The organism is Chloroflexota bacterium (assembly GCA_020161265.1).
GTDB lineage: Bacteria > Chloroflexota > Chloroflexia > Chloroflexales > Herpetosiphonaceae > Herpetosiphon.
This window is the reverse complement of the sequence record JAIUOC010000004.1, coordinates 346,638-363,622: the sequence shown is the minus strand read 5'-3', so window position 1 is coordinate 363,622 and position 16,985 is coordinate 346,638. Positions and strand designations below refer to the sequence as shown.

Genomic DNA, 16,985 nt, shown 5'->3' with positions numbered 1-16,985 from the left:
GTGGCAAAAAAACAAACCTTCGGGCCTTCGTGTACTTCGCGGTTTCAGGCCTTCGTGCTCTTCGTGCTCTTCGTGGATCAAGATTTTAACGCAGAGGCGCAGAGAGATGGGCTATAGGCGATTGGCTATTGGAAGATCAATTTGTGAAATTCGTGCAATTCGTGGCAAAAAAACAAACCTTCGCGGCCTTCGTGGGCTTCGCGGTTTCATTCCTTCGTGTCCTTCGTGGATCGGCCTACTGACCTAAATCGCGCAGACGTTCTTCGGCTTGTAAGCGCCAACGATCATCGGGGCTGGCTTGTTGGCTGATCAAGCGATAGGCTTCACGCGCTAGATCGATTTGGTTGGCTTCTTCGGCAGTTAGGCCTTGGTAGTAGCGGGCCTCATGAAAATTGCCATTCAAACTCAAGGCTCGTTCAAACGATTTAATCGCATCATTAGTACGGTTTTGGGCGCGATAGGTTCGGCCAAGCCAATACAAAGCGGTTGGGTCATTTTGGTTGCGCCGCACCGATTGATCGAGCGCTTCTTCGGCGGCTTGTAGGTTGTTTTGGCTGAGATACAGTTTGCCTTGCAAATATAATGCTTCGCTATTTTGCGTATCCAATTGGGCAGCCCGACCATAATCGCTAATCGCGGCGGCCATTTGGTTTTGGCGCTCGTTGAGTTTACCGCGCTCAAACAAGGCCCGCGCATCGTTTGGCCGATAATTCAAAGCTCGATCAAGCAAACGCCGCGCCTCAGCATCGTATTCAGCAGCCTGCGCTGGATCATAGGCATAGCTGTTAATCGCCATGTTGCAATAAGCCCGGCCAGCCCCAAACAAGGCCTCAGCATTATTCGGGTCAGTCGCCAGCACCAGATTAAATTCATCAAGTGCCCGTTCATAGAAACCTTGCTCAACCAAGGCCTGGCCCAGCCAAAAATGGGCATTAGTGCTATTGGGTTCGCGGGCGAGGGCTTGATTATAATAGCCAATCGCCACTTGCCACTCGCCCCGATCGGCGGCAGTGCGGCCTAAACCAATGTACGCCGGAATAATTGTCGAATCGTTATCCAAAATTTCGTTGTAGGCCGTAATTGCCTCATCAAATCGCCGTTCGCGCCGAAAACTCTCGGCTATGCCAAGCTGCGCTTCGATGTAAACGCCATCGGCATCACGGGCAATCGCTGCGCGTTCTTGTTCACGAGCTGCTTCAAAACGGCCTTGTTCAAGGTAGGCTTGGGCCAAATAATGGCGCGATTCTGGCACATTTGGGTTGAGCCGCACCGATTGTTCCAAGGCATCGGCGGCCTCGCTATAACGCCCAATCTCCAAAAATTCGCGGCCCATATCCTCAAAATTGCGTGGATCTTCGCCGCCAGCGTCGATTGCGCGTTGGTAGGCCGCAACGGCATTATCCGGCTGATCGAGATACCGCGCATACAATTGGCCTAAGGCCAGATGTGCCTCAACATAGCTAGTATTAATTTCAGTTGCAACTTGATAGGCTTTTTCAGCTCCAGCATAATCGCCACGGTTTTGGCGCAAGCGGCCAATCTCGTAGGCCGCGCTAGCATTGCTGCCATCAACATTCAACGCCCGCAAGAAAATATCTTCGGCTGATTGATCTTGGCCTGCTTGAGCATAGACCTTGCCTAATTCAACTAAGGCTTGGCTGTTATTTGCATTCGCCAAAGGCAAAAGCGTCACTTCAGCATCGGCCAATGCCCCAAGCTCGCGCTGAGCAGTACCTAGGGTAATCCGTGCGCCAAGGTTATCAGGGCGATTAGCCACAATCCATTGTAGATAGGGCAACGCGGCGGCCCATTGTTTATCGCCAACCTCTAAGCGAGCAGCCAAAATATAGCCAGGCGTAAAATTTGGGGCAGCAGCAATGGTTTTTTGCAAATAATCACGCACTGCTTGGTTGCGCTCAGGGCTTGGGCCTTCGGTATTAAAACGGGTGATCGCCAAGCCATACCAGCCCTCAGGCCGATTGGCATTGAGTTCGCTGGCTTTGGTGTAGTAATCCATGGCCGTTTTCGGCGCACCCAAAATTCGATGCACCCGCCCCGCCTGAACTAAAATTGGATAATTCTGGTCTTGGGCTTTGGCTAGTGGGTCGATGACATTTTGAGCTAATTCCAGCGGCGGATCATCACCAAACATATCATCCCACATGCTGCGCAAGCGGCCTTTTTGCTCGACCGAGGCGGAAATACCCTCTTCGGTCATTGCGACTGCTTGCCAATAGCGCACCTGATTGAGCAATTCAAAGGCTTGGCGCGAATGAGCTTCGTGCACCCGACCCGATTCTGGCAAGCCTGCTGCATCATCACGGGCGGCAATTTGGCGTTGCTCGGTCGAAATCGTTTCAAGCGTAACAACCGCACTATCAAGCCGTTGGCGCACAATCGTCAGGGTGTCGCGGGGCAATGGCGGCACAATCTCCAATTCCCACAGCGGCTGATCGCCATTGTTGACCAATTGAGCTACTTGGACTCGCGCTGTCATCAATTGCACCAATGGATCAGCACTCGCATAGCTATTCAGATTATTGATGGTTTCGATTGCCTGCGCCAATTGATTGGCTTGTAATTGCGCCTCGACCAAGGCTAATTTATTGCTGATACCGTTGGGATTGAGCTTGACCGCTAAGGCCAACTCACCAACCGATACCGCTGGATCAACCCCACGCAACGCCAACAAACCACGATTCAAATGTAGCGCCGTGAGATCGCTATTTGTGCCCTTGAGCCGTTCTTGGGCGGTGTTGAAGGCTTGAGTTGCCTCAGAAAAACGGCCCTGTTCCAGCAAGACAACCCCAAGGTTATTCCAATATTCGGCTTTATCAGCTGTTTCTAAGGCTCGCCGAAAATCGCCCTCGGACAAGCTCCATTGCTCTTGCAGAGCGGCAATCGAGCCACGAATCCCTAAGAGCAAATCAGGGCGTAACGGTCCATCCACGGCATAGCGATCAAGCAAGCTATTGATCGCTTGGATCGCTTGATCGTATTCGCCCATTTGATAGAGATCGATCACGACCAAAATTTCACCGAGCACAGCTTGGGCATTAAATGGCTGGTCGGCTAAACGATATACAAGCGGCAAACTCAAGCGCTCGCGTAACCCTAACGAGCGATCATGCGGCAAGGGTTGGCGCGGAGTCCAGAGCAATTGCGGCTCGATGCTAGCACTATTGGCATCACCACCAGCGACAATTGTGCCCCAAATCACCAGATCATACTTAGGTCGATCGGCCAAATTCCAAGCACTTTGGGCATCGGCAATCGGAGTTTTGAGCACGGCAAATTGCAAATCATTGGCGCGTACTTGCCAAGCCTCAACCATGGTAGTGGCGGCGGCAAAACCTTCTTGGGCTGGTTGGCCTGCGCTGCTCGTAAATGGCGAAAGAATCACCTTAGCGTGGACAGTTTCAGCAACTGGGCTACCAAAAAGGCCCAATAAATTCAAACTCAGAAAAAAAGCAATTAAGATAATCAGGAAGAAAATAACCACACCCATACTGCCGCGCGATTGAACTTCATCGCGAATACGGACCGCCCACGAGCGCTGGGTGCGCAAATCGCGAGCACGCAAGGTTGGAGCAATGGCTCCAGTTGAGCGGGCAGACGGGCGGCGCTGGCGAATCGCAATCAAGCGCTGCACATGGCCAGTCCGATACAAGTTATAGCCAAATAGCCCACACAACAAAATGACAAAAATCCATCCGATCATCGAGCCTCCAGCCGCACCAAGTGCAAAGCCAACGATAGATACTCGTGAATAGGAATGGTCGGCTTCAAACCAGTCTGAATTTGAAGCTGGGCAAAACCTTGTTCATAGCTTGATTGATTGAGTTTTAACGTAATTTGTGGCAAGCTCTGCCAACGTTCGGGTACATGCGGCACGACATCGCGATAGCCTAACACCAAAGCATCCGGCATAATTTCGCTATCGGCCTCGATTACAAATAATGATTGTTGCTGGAGCAAATCGTTCAAGATATCGACTAGGCCAAAATCTTGGGCAATAACCCCAATTGTTGGGCCACGTTTACGCCGATCTTGTTCGATCGTCTGTTTTTGCGCCCGCCGATCAACCACATAGACGCTGCCAGTTTGTTGTTTGGCAACCCGCTTCATCTCGGCAGCGGTGCGACTCAGGTCGTGATAGGTTTGTTGCATATCTTCGCGATGCAGCACCACGCCAACCGAGAGCGTCTGGATCGGCACCGGTTTGTTGCTACTATTGGGATCGTACAAGGTCAAAATCCGCTGATCAAAGCGCCGAATCAAATCTTCGCAGAGGGCATTGACATGTTCCGATGCCATAATCAGGGCAAAATCATCGCCGCCAATATGGCCAATAAATAGCCCTTCATCGTTGTACTCAGCCTTGATTTCGGTCAAAATTGTGGCCAATAGCTTGATCACCAAATCGCCACGGGCAAAACCATAGCTATCGTTATAGGCTTTGAAATTATCCAAATCGAGGTACAACAGCGCAAAGGCTTGTTGTTGGCGCAAGCGATGGTTAACTTCTTCTTCGATCAAAATATTGCCGGGCAAGCCCGTCAATGGGTTGAGTACAGGGCGGCGAGTCGCCCGCAACAATTGAGCACGAACTCGCGCCAGCAGTTCCGGCATTTGAAACGGCTTGACGATATAATCATCAGCGCCCAATTCAAAGCCCGTCACTACGTCCTCAATCGCAGTACGCGCAGTGAGCACAATAATTGGAATATGCGCCAGCCGCGTATCGTTGCGCAGCTGGCGAATCGCCTCATAGCCATCGATGCGAGGCATCAAAATATCAACAATCATCAAATCGGGAATTTGCAGTTGGGCCTTGGCTAACAGGTCGCCGCCATCGTTGGCAAGAGTAACCTCATACCCATGCTCAACTAGAATCAGTTCAAGCAATTGGCTTAGGGCTTCGTTATCGTCAGCAACGAGAATACGTTCAGGCATACTGTTCCCAAGGCAGCACCTAGCAAGAATACTAGGCTCAGATTAACAACTGGGCGTACAAACTCTCTAGGCTCAAATCGCGGCGCACGGTGTCGGGCGAGGCCACGGTTAATGCGGCGGCACTTGCTCCCAAGCGCACAGCTTCATCCAACGTCAACTCATTCATCAGGCCAAATAAGACGGCAGCAGCCAAGGCATCACCAGCTCCGGTGGCATCGACAACATCGCGCACCAAGGTTGGAATATGGCCATGACCATCGGCTGTGGCATATACGAGGCCTTCACGGGCTAAAGTGATAATCGCAATTTCCACGCCAAGCCGCACTAATTCTTTGGCCGCAGCCGTCGCCTCAGCGGGCGAAGTTACGGGCAAGCCAGTTAATGCTTCAGCCTCACGCTCGTTGGGCGTAATTAAATACATGCCGCGCAAACGATCACGGTAGCGACCTGCTAAGCCATAGGCAACTGGCTCGAAACAGACTGGAATATCTTCTTCGGCACAAATTTGCAAAATTACATCGGCAGTTGCCCGCGCCAAATTAGCATCAATAAAAACTGCATCAGCGGCCCGTAAAAGCTGCACATTATCGTAAATGTAATCGGGCGTTAATGCCCGCGCACAGTGGCTATCATCAAGCGCCGTATACAACAAGCCATTGCAATCGAGCAGCGCCAAATAGGCTGCCGAATGTTGATCCTCTAAAATCATCATGGCATCGGTATCAACGCCAGCATCTTCAGTTTGTTGGATGATTAAGCGCCCAAATTCGTCGTTGCCGACGGCGGCAATCAGGCTGCTTTGCGCCCCCAAACGGGCCAAATTTTCAGCAATATTACGGGCAACGCCGCCAACACTAATTGTTAAACGGCCTGGATTCGAGGTTTTTTCAATCAATGGCTCCAGCAAACGCCCTTTGATATCCAGCCCTGCGCCACCAATAACCACCACGCGCCAATCTGTATCCAAATGTTCCATGCCAGATAACTCCTAACTAGCTTGATTTTTCGTGTTCGGTCAGATTGTGATCGCGATAGGCTTTACGTTTTTCGTGTTCATCAAGCGCCACTGTCAGCAAGCGCTTCAAATCATCGGGCTTCATGTCAGGGTTATCACCAATGATCGTATTCATCCAATCTTGCAGCATTTGCAAGCTGGCAGCATTATCAATTTCGCTGCGTTGACGTTGAATTTCGAGTTCAGTTTCGGCCAATTTCTTGCGTTGATAGGCTTCGGCATCGGCCATTGCGATTGTGCGTTTGGCTTCTTGTTCAGCTAAACGATTGGCTGTTTGAATTTCCAGATCAGCCGTGATCGCCCGATAGAAGGCCTTAATCCGATCGGGGTTAAGCACAACTTGGGTAATGCCAATATCGAGTACTTCAATACCCCATTGTTGTACTTTTTCTTGCACCCGATTTTTCAATTGGGCGGCAATTTCAGCACGGCGGGCCGAAATATCTGCCGGTGCAAGCTTACCATAACTGCGTTTTTCAGGATTATAAAAGGTATTATCGTGAATAATTGCCCGTAAATCTTCTTCAACATCGCGGCGTAATTGCGATTGAATCGCTTCGATCCAAAAATCGGCACTCATGCGCACTTGCATCACGTCCATATTACGCCGATCGGCAATTTCTTTAAAAATATGGTCACGGTTGGGATAGTTGTAGGGTAATTTTAAAAAGCCTTCATAGCGCATTTCGACGGGCATGCTTTCGCCCTCTTCAGGAAAGCGCTGAATAATTCGCGATTGGGTATCAACCATAATTTTATCGACAGTATGCAGCGAAGCAGTATCGACCATTTCAATTTCAACATCGGTTTGGATGTTGTAGGTTGGCATCACGGCTACGCCAACTTCGAGGGCGGGCACAATTGGCGAATGCAAGCCTGGCGGGCGAATAATGTGCTGATGATCCATGCGACGTTGAATCAGCAACACTTCGCCTTCTTCAACATGCTGGCCAATTCGCGCGGTCATGGCCAAGAAGATCATATAGACCCCAGCCAAGAGCACTGGAGCGCACATTAAACCTAGTAAATTACCATTTAAGGCTTGTTGACCAAGCAAGGCTGCACATGAAACAGCAGTAATGCCAGTTAATGTGCCCAACATATTGCGAGCTGATTCACGCTGGGCCACAGAGCCGCCACTAAACGCCAAAAAAAGCCCAATCAGGACAATTAACAACAGAATTATCCCAACCAGACCTTGATTTGCTTGATTTTGCGCTGGCCCAATATAAATAAATAAACAGCTTACCAGCAGGATAATCACGAGGACAGAGGGCGATAAACGGCTCATCGTTGGCCTCCCATGCAGTTAAGCCGCAAGCCAGTAGCAAGGCTCAAAAACTATTAACAACTATTGCGGCTTATTATACACGATGCTTGCAAGCAGGCGTAAGCGAGCGGTCAGGGGCTAGTTGGCAACCGTGAAGAACACGAAGGTTCAATTTTTAGCCACAGATTGTCACAGATTGTTGTGATTATCGTGGATTACCAAACGCCTGAATCCTGACAACTAGCCCCTGATGGCTGATCTCTATGTTTTATGTTCTTTGCTCTATGTTCTTTGTTGTAAGCAGCTTTTGACAGCAGTGACTCAGACTTGTATCCTTAGGTGAAACAAAGTTTTGCACCAAAACCTACTAAGGAGTTAAGTTTAATGAGTAAGCCAACGATTGTTGTCCTTGAGGGCGATCAAACGGGGCAAGAACTGCTTGAAGAAAGTCTGCGCGTCCTTGATCCTGCGGTGACGGGCGTTGATATAGAGCTAAAGCGCTACGATTTGAGCCTCGAATCGCGCCGAGCAACCAATAATCAAATTGTGTTGGAAGCAGCTCAAGCCATGAAGGAAGCTGGTTTTGGCTTGAAGGCGGCCACAATTACCCCTGAAAAAGCTGGCGATGTTGGTAGCCCCAACGCGATTCTGCGCGAACAAATCAATGGTACGGTGATTGTGCGAACAGGCCGCCGGATTCCAGGTGTGCGCCCAGTTGGTGGTGCGTATGCGCCAATCTCGGTCATTCGTATGGCGGTTGACGATGCCTATGGTGCCAAAGAATGGCGCGAAGGCGAAGGCGATAATGAAGTTGCTTATCGCACTGAAAAAATTACCCGTGGCACGTGCCGCGCCGTTTCAGAATATGCCTTTATGCATGCTCGCCGCATGAAAGCCAAAGTTTTCGGCGGCCCCAAATACACGGTTAGCCCAGTGTATGAAGGCATGCTCAAAGAAGAAATGGATGCTGCCGCCAAGCGCTATGCCGATGTGCGCTACGAACCACAATTGATCGATGCAACCTATGCCTTGCTCTTGACCAACTCTGGCGATCCAATGGTGATTCCAGCCCTGAACCGCGATGGCGATTGCTTGAGCGACTTGGTATTGCAAATGTTCGGCACGATTGCTGGCGCAGAATCATTGCTCTTGGCCTTCGACAAAGATTTCAAAGTTAATGTTGTGATGGCTGAAGCGCCCCACGGCACGGCTCCCAGCTTGGAAGGCAAAAACGTTGCTAATCCAATGGCAATGATTTTGGCTTCGGCGGCCTTGCTTGATTATATTGATACCCCTCAAGCCAACATGGCTGCTCGCGCGATCAGCGAAGCCACCTTGGAAGCTGTTTACGATGGTGTGCGGACTGCCGATTTGGGTGGCCATACCACCACCAGCGATTTCACCGATGAAGTGATTCGTCGCGTAAAAACCAAAATGGAAGTTTGGCCATCGCTCGGTAACTAAACCTAAACCGTTCGCTGCCAGAAATTGTGGTCAACTTGCGCATTAGAAAGCACACTGCAACGGCGGAGTGTGCTTTTGTACTATTCGGGGATCAGTTGTTGGGGGTCGAGGATCGGGCTTGATCCACGAAGAGTAGGAAGCTGAGGCTATAGACTCTTGGCTATTGGAATGGTTGCAATCCCACACCATGTTCCGTTCGCCCAGAGCCTTTCGCCAATAGCCCACGATTCTCTGTCTTTTGACTTTCAGAGGAATTGCCATGACCAACAGCATTAGCGATTTTTTTGGCTCGAACAATGCTGGCTTTGGTGATGTGAATATTGATGCGGTGGTTGCGGGCAATAACAATCAAATTAATAAATATTTGCAATTGCCAGCCCAAACCGACCCTTTGCCAGCCGCTTTGGCTTGCTTCGCACTCTTGCCCTTAGATCATTTGCCTGAACGCAGCCAATTGCCACCACATTCGGTTATGCCCTATCAACCGCTGAGTGATTTTGTGGGGCGTGAAGCTCAGCTCTATCAATTGGCCCAAGCGATGTTACGCCCCGACCCAACCCTAATTACGCCAACTGCTTTTGCCACAGGCATGGGCGGGATTGGCAAAAGTAGCCTAGCCCTAGAATTTGCCCATCGCTACGGCAATTATTTTGCTGGCGGGGTATTTTGGCTGTATGCCGCCACCAACGAAACCCTGCAAGCCAGCCTTGAGCGTTGCTGGGATAGCCTGAAACCAGACGAGTGGCGTTATGAAGTTAAGCCTGAAACGCGGCTGCAAGTGGTGCGTGAATTATTTAATCAGCCGATTCCACGCTTGTTGATTTTCGATAATTGTGAAGATCCAGCCTTGTTCGCGGCCTATCGGCCCCAGGCTAGCAGTGGTTGCCAAGTCTTGGTTACTAGTCGGCGCAGCCAATGGCAAGGGGCAAATTTAATTACACTTGATACCTTGCCACCACTCGAAAGCCGCCAATTGCTACAACAACTAGCCACCCAACCGAATATCAACAACTATCTCAGCGATGCCGATGCTGATCAGTTGGCCGAATTGGTGGGGCATTTGCCTTTAGCTTTGCATTTGGTTGGCTCAAGCTTAAAATTTTATTTTCGCAAGCCTGCTGCTGAGTATATTGCAGCCCTGAAAAACCAACGGATTGTCAGCTTGCAAGCGATGGTCAAGCCAACTAGCAAGCTCCAGCAAAACTCAATTAACCATTTTTGGAGTGTGCGCGATACAGTTGAAGTCAGCTATCGCCTATTGCCTAATGAATCCAGTCAAGCTTGTCGGCGTTTATTGTTGATGATGGCCTATTGTGCGCCGAATGTGCTGATTCCGTGGGAGTTATTGCAAGCTGCTAGCAGCTACGACGATGATAGCTTAACCGAATATCTGTGGGAATTAGCCCAAGCGGGATTTTTTAATGACCCAACTCAACCGCGTTTACATCCGCTGATGGCTGATGTAATTATTGATCTTGATGCGGCGAATGAGCCTGAATGGTATGCGGCGGTTGAGCAAGCATCGATCACGCTTAGCAAACGTTATCATGATCAATGGGCAATGCAGGAAATTGAAATGTTGCTGCCCCATCTTGAATACGCGCATCAGCAAGCGCTGCACCGCCCAACCTACGATGGACAATTGGCCTATCAAACCGGGCTTTGTTTACAGCGCCAAGGTAAATATCCTCAGGCAGAGTTATTGTATCGCGCGGCACTTGGGCGGAAACAGCAAGCTAGCGAAACATTAATCATTAAGTATAGATTCAATTTAGCCAGTATTCTTGGCAAGCAAGGCAGCTATAATGAAGCTAAGCGACTATATCGTGAAATTTTAGAACTCTATGAACAAGTGCTTGCAGAAAACCATCCTGATAGCATCATTGTTAAACATAATTTGGCTGGTATTCTTGGTGAAGAAGGTGCTTATGCTCAAGCTGAATTGCTGATTCGCGATATCTTGGCGGTTCGTGAGCAAACGTTTGGTCGCAATCATCCCGATACTTTAGCCACTGAACATTCTTTGGCTTGGGCAATCGGCCATCAAGATCGTTATCATGAGGCTGAGCAACTTTATCGTAAAGTCTTAGTGCTGCGTGAATTACTGCTTGGAGCTAACCACCCTGACACATTAGCCACGAAACATGGCTTGGCTTGGGCGTTGGGATACCAAGGTAACCATGCTGAGGCTGAACAAATCTATCGCGAGGTACTCATGATCCGTGAGCAAACGCTAGGCATGTTGCATCCTGATAGCTTAACAAGTAAATATAATTTGGCCTGCGCACTCTCTAATCAAGATCGTTATCGTGAAGCTGAGGCATTGTTCAAACAGGTCTTAATCGAGCGTGAAAAGGTTTTGGGTAAAAATCACTCAACTACCCAGGCAACCCGAGAGTGGCTTGAGCTTGTGCGCAGTAAATTGGTTTGAGGCTATAGGCTAGAGACTTTTGGCTATCGGAATTATTCCAGTTCTACAAAACGTTCCGATAGCCCAGAGCCATGTGTTCTCTACGTTACAAATATGATCCACGAAGGACACGAAGCGCAGGAAGCGTTATTTTAGTTACAGATTATGCTGCGCTGCCCTATCGCCTGATCCCCGATGCCTGATCCCTATGTTCTATGCTCTATGTTCTTTGTTCTAACTAAAACTACTCCAACCCACAAAAACCAGCCGATCATGCCGATACCGAAGAGCGTGCCGACTGCGGCGATCGCTGGAATTGTCATTGCAATGCCCGATGCGCCAATCAGTAAGCCAAGATAATTGAGCGCTTTGGGTAGGCGTTTGGTTTGCAAGGCTGCAATACTGATTAAGCTGACCCAAACGCCGCCAGGTAATTCGATTGCTCCACCCAGCCCGCTGGCCACCGCCGAAATTGCCGTCGAAACAGCGAGGGTTTGCTCGGGGTTCTGCTGCTGAAGCTCGGCAATAATTTTGATATTGTTGACCAACAACATACCACTGGAAAGAATCGTGGTCGCCCAAATGATGCCCATTGCTGTGGTTACCTGGATCAACAGCGAATTTGCTTGCTGCAGCCGATGATGCAGGGCGATTGCCAGCGGAACCATCCAAACTCCGGCGACCAAATAAATAATCAGATACCACAGAGCCATCAAGTTTTGATGTTCGATCAAAAAGGTGATCTTTTCAGCTTGGCTGGCTTCGAGGAAGGGGGCTAAAAGGGTGAAGACCATGCCAATGCCGATAATATAGGCAAACCCGTTGATCAAGGCGGCAATGCCACCCCATTTTTGTGTGCTATGCATCGCGTACTCCAACTAGAGGCTAGATTTCTGCGGTTGAGCATACAAAAAAGGGTTAGATGCAATCAGACACCAAAGTGTTGTTGTGCGGTGTTTATCGTCGGCGAGGGGGCGAGAGTTTCCACAAAATGATCCACGAAGGACACGAAGCGCACGAAGCACTATTTTTTAGCCACGAATTACACGAATTGCACAAATTGATCTTCCAATCGCCGCCTCGTGCCAATAGCCATCTTTTCATCTATAAAAAGACCCCTTGCCTGCAATGAGACAAGGGGTGGGTAAAAATTAGGGCTTATTTTGCGCCCAGCGCTTGCAAGGTGTCGTTCAACAAATTGATGCCTTCATCAACTTGGTCTTTGGTCAGCACCAATGGCGGGCAGAAGCGAATGGTCGATTTGCCACAGGTCAGCAGCAACATGCCACGGCGGAACGATTCTTCCATCACGGCGTTGGATAGATCGCCATGGGGATCTTTGTTGACGTTATCTTTGATGAATTCCATGCCGATCATCAAACCACGGCCCCGTACATCGCCGATACATTCGTAGCGATCTTCGAGTTCGTGCAGCCGTTGTTTGAAGTAGCCACCAACCTCGTTGGCGTTAGCCATCAATTCTTCTTCGGCGAGGCACAAGGTTTCGTAGACGGCTCGCATGGCCAAAGCGTTGCCACCATAAGTATTGCCGTGTGCGCCTGGTTTCCAAACGCTGCTAATTTCTTTGCGAGCAACCATCGCGCCAACTGGCACGCCTGAGCCAATGCCTTTGGCGCTGGTGATGATGTCGGGCACGATGCCTTCGTATTCAACTGCCCACATCTTGCCCGTTCGGCCAACGCCGCTTTGCACTTCGTCGGCGATCAACAAAATGCCATGGCGATCGCAGAGGTCGCGCAAGCCTTGCCAGAAGCCTGGAGCTGGCACAACATAGCCGCCTTCACCTTGAATTGGCTCGGCGATAATTGCCGCTACATCGTCGGCAGGGGTGGTGGTGGTAAACAAGGTCTTTTCGATAAAATCCAAGCAGATTTCGGCAACGCGCTCTGGCTCAACGCCCCAAGGTGTGCGATAGGGGTTGGGATAGAAGGCGTGGAATACACCAGGCATCAAGGGGAAAAAGCCTTTGCGTTGGTAAGGCTTCGAGGCGGTGATCGATAAACTACCATATGAGCGGCCATGGAACGAGCTATAGAAGCCGATTACATTTTGGCGTTTGGTGTAATATCGCGCCAATTTGATTGCTGCTTCAACTGATTCGGTGCCGCTATTGGCGAAAAATACTTGCCACTCGCCAGAGCCAGGCATCAACGACGTGATTTTTTCGGCAGCCTTAACCATTGGCTCATTATAAAAATCCGTCCCAGCCATATGAATAAACTTGGATACCTGATCTTGCAGAGCTTGCACCAGCCGCGGGTGGCTATGACCAGTTGAAACCACCGCAATCCCCGCATTCAAATCGAGATAGCGATTACCATCAACATCCCACACTTCACAACCAAGGCCACGATCCATCACAAAAGGATAGACCCGCCCACTACATGGGGCCATTACCGCCGTATCGCGATCAACTAGGGCAGTTGCGCGGGGGCCAGGAATCGTCGTCAGCAGATCAGTCACGGGGAACTCCTTAAACAGGTTGATAGGCGACATTGCCAAAATACCCACCGTTGGCACAGTGATAGGTATTACTACCCATTCTATCCGAGCCATTCTAGCGCGTCAAAGGTAAATCAAAAGTCAAAAGGCAGAAGTCAAAAGGCAAAATGGGGGTCAGGGGCTAGGGGTCGGGGATTGGGCTTCTAATCGCAGAGAGGGATGGCACTAGGCTCTAGGCTAGCGGAACATTTTTTGGAATTTCCAAGGATCTCTCAATCCAATAGCCAAATCTTCGTGCCCCTTCGTGTCCTTCGTGGATCAACAACGTTTTGACGAAACCTGCAAAGCCTGCTATAATCTCGCTTCGGTACAAGAAATACCACCGTAGACAGCAGGTGCGTTCACGCTTAATGATGCCAAGCATCGCCCGCCGAGGTAGCTGATAGATTATTGCAATCTTCCACACATTTGTGTGCTACTGCCTCTGCGTGTCGTTACACTCAGGGCTTTTTTATTTGCCTGTGAAAGGAGGTGAACGGAATGCCAACACAAGCTAAGGTTGCAACCGTTGCCGAATTAACCGAACGCCTAAACCGCGCTCAAATGCTTTTAGTTGCCGACTATCGCGGCTTGACAGTTGCCGAATTGAACGAACTTCGCAAGAAGGTTCGTGAAAAAGGCGGCGAGGTGATTATTGCAAAGAACACCTTGACCCGCTTGGCAGCACGCGAAGCAGGTAAAACTGAAATTGAAGAATTCTTGGGTGGCCCAACCGCACTGGCATTTTCATACGATGATATTCCAGGTGTGGCCAAGGCAATTGATGATTTCTTCAAAGCATCGAAGAAAGATATTAAGGTCAAAGGCGGGATCGTCGGTACCTCAAAAATCACTGGCGCAGATGTCGAACGGGTGGCCAAAATGCCAACCCGCGACGAAAGCTTGGCCAAGATCTTGGGCGGTATCAATGCTCCAGCAAGCCGAATTGTCGGTGGCTTGAAGGGTGTTATGCGCAATATTGCCTACATCCTCGGCGCACACGCACAAAAAGGTGCTGAAGGCTAATCGCATTCGTTCGGCGAATCGCCTAGCCTTTTCGCCAAATCAACTTTGAAATCCCTATTTTATTGCTTTGGAGGCAATTACACTCATGGCTTCAGAAAAAGTAACTGCATTGTTGGAAGAACTCAAAGGCTTGACCTTGGTTGAAGCTGCTGAATTGGCGAAGGAAATGGAAGAAGTATTCGGTGTTTCAGCTGCTGCTCCAGTAATGGTTGCTGGCGTTGCTGCTGCTGGCGATGCTCCAGCCGCTGCTGCTGAAGAACAAACCGAATTCACCGTTATCTTGAAGGGCGCTCCAGCCGACAAGAAAATCGCGATCATCAAAGCCGTTCGCGAAGTTGTCGCTGGCTTGGGCTTGAAAGAAGCCAAAGATTTGGTTGAAGGCGCTCCAAAACCAGTCAAAGAAGGTGTCAGCAAAGAAGAAGCCGAAGCTGCCAAGGCTGCTTTGGCCGCTGCTGGTGCAGAAATCGAAATCAAGTAAGTTTTTACTTGGCTTCCAGCCGACGTTTGGGGTTTAGCCCTCAAACGTCGGTTTTTTTGTTAATTTCAGGTGTGTCGCCCGCCATTCTGCCAAAATTGGATTAAACTGAGGAGAAGGCTTTTTTTCAGTTGTGAGTTGCCATGCTTGTTGTTGTTCAACTTATCAAAACGCGTTGGACAGTGCCCCTCGGCCAACGTCCGCCGCAGTTGTGTCAAGGCACACCTGAACGTTTAAGTGTTATGCCGCTTCCCCCCAATGGTTTTGTCCAAGGCGCTGTGTTGCATCACGCCGAATTCGATGAAACGAATGCCTATACCCGCCCAACCCGGGCCAATTTGCGCACCTATAGCGATTTGCGCCATTTGTACCATAATGGTTTGGGCTTGCGTTTGAATCCAATTCCGCAGCTTGAGGTGCTGTTGCGCTTGCCTGAACAAACAATTTCAACCAGTTTGATGCAGTTGGCGATTGGCGAATGGGGCCAGTTGAGTTATAAAACCCGTTTTGGCTTGGAACGTGAGGCCACCTACACCAAATATGTCTTCAATATTACCTACCGCGCCTATCTCGACCCGTTTGTGTTTATGCGCGGCAGCCCACAGCATACCATTCACTTGCCGTTGGAGCAGACTCCATGAGCCTTGAGTATCTGTTGATCGGGGCATTAACTCGCGATCGTACATCAATTGGCTGGCAGCAAGGTGGCACTGGCACATTTGCAGCGCGAGCATTAGCCGCTTGGGGGGTTGCAACCACGATCATCACCCCAGCCCACGCCAAGATCAAATTTGATTTGCCGAGTACCAGTACACTTGTGCGCTTGCCTAGTCGAGCGACTGCCACCTTTGAAAATCGCTATCAGGGTGATGCTCGCACGCAGTGGCTGCATGCCGCGCCAACCCAATTGGATTGGGCGAATCTTGCGCCGCATTGGCAACAAGCCAGCTTAGTGCATCTTGCGCCCTTGGCTCAAGAATTAACTACAATTCCGCCGCGCAAGCTTTTTCCGCGGGCCTTGATTGGCTTGACGGCTCAGGGTTGGCTCAGGCATTGGGATAGTTCAGGCCGAATCCAACCAAAACGTTGGCAACCAACTCCAACTGAGCTAGCTCAAATTGATGCTTTGGTGGTGAGTGATGAGGATGTTGCTGGCGATGTGCAGCTCGTTGCTGGTTGGGCGCAACACTGTGGTTTGGTCGCAATGACCCAAGGCTCACGCGGCGCAACGATTTGGGTTAATGCTGAAGCCCAGCATGTCGCAGCTTATCCGGTGCAAGTGAGCGACCCAACTGGGGCTGGCGATGTATGGGCAGCGGCTTGGTTTTGGCGCATTCAACAGGGCGATTCGGCTTTGCAAGCTGCCGATTGGGCTTGCCAACAAGCCGCCTTGCACATTAGTGGTCACTTGACTAGTGCCAAATAACTCCCGCTCTTGAACAAACCAAGAGCGGGTTAAGTACAGGCTTAATCTAGCGCAACACAATCACTTCGACTTCAACTTGCACATCGCGGGGTAAACGCGCCACTTGCACGGTCGAGCGAGCTGGTGGGTTTTCAGGGAAGTATTCGCCATATACGGCATTAACGGCGGCAAAGTCGTTCATATCAGCCAAGAAAATCGTAGTTTTGACCACTTTTTCAAAGCTGGTGTTGGCTGCCGTTAGCACTGCCCGAATGTTTTCCATCACGCGGCGGGTTTGGGCGGTTACGTCGCCCTCGATCACTTGGCCAGTTGCTGGGTCAAGCGGAATTTGGCCTGAGCAGAACAATAATCCATCAATGGCGATTGCTTGTGAGTATGGGCCGATGGCGGCAGGAGCGTTGGGCGTGCTGATAACTTCACGGGTCATTGAAAACTCCTTGA

Annotated in this window: 13 protein-coding genes and 1 other annotated feature; of the genes, 6 read left to right on the top strand and 7 right to left on the bottom strand. The window is 50.1% G+C overall.

All coding sequences use genetic code 11. The annotated features are described in order from the left end of the window. Positions 1-235: 235 nt before the first annotated feature. From LCH85_11525 to LCH85_11510, 4 genes are read right to left on the bottom strand one after another with little or no spacing between them, the layout of a single operon-like run. Positions 236-3,721 (bottom strand): tetratricopeptide repeat protein, encoded by a 3,486-nt coding sequence (locus LCH85_11525; GenBank protein MCA0352614.1) that lies wholly within the window; start codon positions 3,719-3,721, stop codon positions 236-238. Continuing rightward, the gene (locus LCH85_11520) at positions 3,718-4,956 is read right to left on the bottom strand and encodes a response regulator (protein MCA0352613.1); all 1,239 of its coding nucleotides are present in this window, start codon (positions 4,954-4,956) and stop codon (positions 3,718-3,720) included. Before LCH85_11520 ends, LCH85_11525 begins: the two co-directional genes overlap by 4 nt. A 37-nt stretch (positions 4,957-4,993) precedes the next feature. Continuing rightward, positions 4,994-5,932: a carbohydrate kinase family protein gene (locus LCH85_11515; protein ID MCA0352612.1), complete on the bottom strand. Its 939-nt coding sequence runs from the start codon at positions 5,930-5,932 to the stop codon at positions 4,994-4,996. A gap of 16 nt (positions 5,933-5,948) precedes the next feature. Continuing rightward, positions 5,949-7,262 (bottom strand): SPFH domain-containing protein, encoded by a 1,314-nt coding sequence (locus LCH85_11510; protein ID MCA0352611.1) that lies wholly within the window; start codon positions 7,260-7,262, stop codon positions 5,949-5,951. Positions 7,263-7,625: 363 nt separating this feature from the next. Between LCH85_11510 and LCH85_11505 the strand changes: the two genes are divergently transcribed. Both LCH85_11505 and LCH85_11500 read left to right on the top strand, forming a co-directional pair. Further along, entirely contained in the window at positions 7,626-8,705 is a 1,080-nt protein-coding gene (locus tag LCH85_11505) for an isocitrate dehydrogenase (protein MCA0352610.1), read from the top strand. 259 nt (positions 8,706-8,964) lie between these two features. Continuing rightward, positions 8,965-11,136, top strand: coding sequence for a tetratricopeptide repeat protein (locus LCH85_11500; protein MCA0352609.1), 2,172 nt, complete (start codon positions 8,965-8,967; stop codon positions 11,134-11,136). 185 nt (positions 11,137-11,321) lie between these two features. On the opposite strand, the gene LCH85_11495 is transcribed toward LCH85_11500, so the two are convergent. Both LCH85_11495 and LCH85_11490 read right to left on the bottom strand, forming a co-directional pair. After that, the gene (locus LCH85_11495; protein ID MCA0352608.1) at positions 11,322-11,981 is read right to left on the bottom strand and encodes a DUF4386 domain-containing protein; all 660 of its coding nucleotides are present in this window, start codon (positions 11,979-11,981) and stop codon (positions 11,322-11,324) included. A 292-nt stretch (positions 11,982-12,273) separates the two neighbouring features. Continuing rightward, a complete protein-coding gene (locus LCH85_11490) occupies positions 12,274-13,599 on the bottom strand; it encodes an acetyl ornithine aminotransferase family protein (GenBank protein MCA0352607.1) in 1,326 nt (441 codons plus the stop codon). Between the two features lie 343 nt (positions 13,600-13,942). Then, positions 13,943-14,100: a sequence feature (ribosomal protein L10 leader region), on the top strand. An 18-nt stretch (positions 14,101-14,118) separates the two neighbouring features. Here LCH85_11490 and rplJ point away from each other — a divergent pair. The 4 genes from rplJ to LCH85_11470 all read left to right on the top strand — a co-directional run bounded on the left by rplJ (position 14,119) and on the right by LCH85_11470 (position 16,544). Continuing rightward, complete coding sequence (gene rplJ, locus LCH85_11485; GenBank protein MCA0352606.1) at positions 14,119-14,643, top strand: 50S ribosomal protein L10; 525 nt, start codon at positions 14,119-14,121, stop codon at positions 14,641-14,643. A gap of 85 nt (positions 14,644-14,728) precedes the next feature. Next, positions 14,729-15,121 (top strand): 50S ribosomal protein L7/L12, encoded by a 393-nt coding sequence (gene rplL, locus LCH85_11480; protein MCA0352605.1) that lies wholly within the window; start codon positions 14,729-14,731, stop codon positions 15,119-15,121. Between the two features lie 140 nt (positions 15,122-15,261). Next, the gene (locus tag LCH85_11475) at positions 15,262-15,759 is read left to right on the top strand and encodes a hypothetical protein (GenBank protein MCA0352604.1); all 498 of its coding nucleotides are present in this window, start codon (positions 15,262-15,264) and stop codon (positions 15,757-15,759) included. After that, entirely contained in the window at positions 15,756-16,544 is a 789-nt protein-coding gene (locus LCH85_11470; GenBank protein ID MCA0352603.1) for a PfkB family carbohydrate kinase, read from the top strand. Before LCH85_11475 ends, LCH85_11470 begins: the two co-directional genes overlap by 4 nt. A gap of 46 nt (positions 16,545-16,590) precedes the next feature. On the opposite strand, the gene LCH85_11465 is transcribed toward LCH85_11470, so the two are convergent. After that, the gene (locus LCH85_11465) at positions 16,591-16,971 is read right to left on the bottom strand and encodes a RidA family protein (GenBank protein ID MCA0352602.1); all 381 of its coding nucleotides are present in this window, start codon (positions 16,969-16,971) and stop codon (positions 16,591-16,593) included. Between the last annotated feature and the right edge of the window lie 14 nt (positions 16,972-16,985).